Genomic DNA, 794 nt, shown 5'->3' with positions numbered 1-794 from the left:
GCCCGGAGGGCGGCGCCGGCGGCGCGCGGTGCGGCGGGCTCCGGCGGGACGTGATCCTCGGGCGCCTCGATCGCCCGAGATGGCTCGCCCCCGCGCAGGCGACGGCCGAGCTCGAGGTAGAGGACGTGATCGGCGATCTCGCGCTCGAGGGCGTCGCGCTGGCGCCGCAGGCTCGCGAGCCGCGCCTCGATCTCCGCTTCCGACAATCCCATGATGGCCCGCATCTTCCCTGATTCTCAGATAGGGAATATCAGGAATCGCGCTCGAACGGAAGATTGGTTTGCCTCGGAATTTTGCTCCGCTGAGGGAATGGAGGTGACGTTCCCTGGACGCGTACTAAGAGAATAGATCAGTCAGGCGATGCCCGTTCCCTCAGGCTGCCGCGTCCTTCCCTTGCGACGCCTTCCGTATTCCCTTGCGCGGCGGGACGAGGAGCATGCCGGGATCGGCCGGCTGCAAGGTCATGCCGCCGTCGTCCAGCGCGATCGGCAGCTTCGGGAAGACCTCGCACAGGTGGGCGATGTCGGTCTTGAACGCCTGCCGGAAGCTGCGGATGCAGGCGTTCTCGGCGCCGAACTGGCCGTGCAGGTTGGTCCAGGTGAGCCTCAGGGGCCGCTGCAGGGCGCGCAGGCGGTAGCCGACCCAGAACAGCAGGTCGAGCTTGCGCGCCGAGCCCGAGAAGGCCCGCGCCGCCCGGATGTCGACGGGCAGGGCGTGCCGGATCAGGTTGTCGTAGAAGTCCTGGTGGAACTGCACGGTGCGGGACCAGGCCGCGCCCTCCCCGTCCCTCGCCC

General features: G+C 68.9%; 1 protein-coding gene and 1 pseudogene. Both read right to left on the bottom strand.

Annotation, left to right across the window (positions count from 1 at the left end; genetic code table 11):
* Positions 1-212 (bottom strand): annotated as a pseudogene (locus FV230_RS28870) (hypothetical protein); the annotation flags it as partial.
* Positions 213-372: 160 nt separating this feature from the next.
* On the bottom strand, positions 373-794 hold a 422-nt coding region (locus FV230_RS28865), incomplete at its 5' end, for a replication protein RepA (RefSeq protein ID WP_246695058.1).

It is taken from the genome of Methylobacterium sp. WL6 (assembly GCF_008040095.1).
GTDB lineage: Bacteria > Pseudomonadota > Alphaproteobacteria > Rhizobiales > Beijerinckiaceae > Methylobacterium.
The sequence above is the reverse complement of the archived record's forward strand: the minus strand, read 5'-3'. Positions and strand labels throughout refer to the sequence as shown.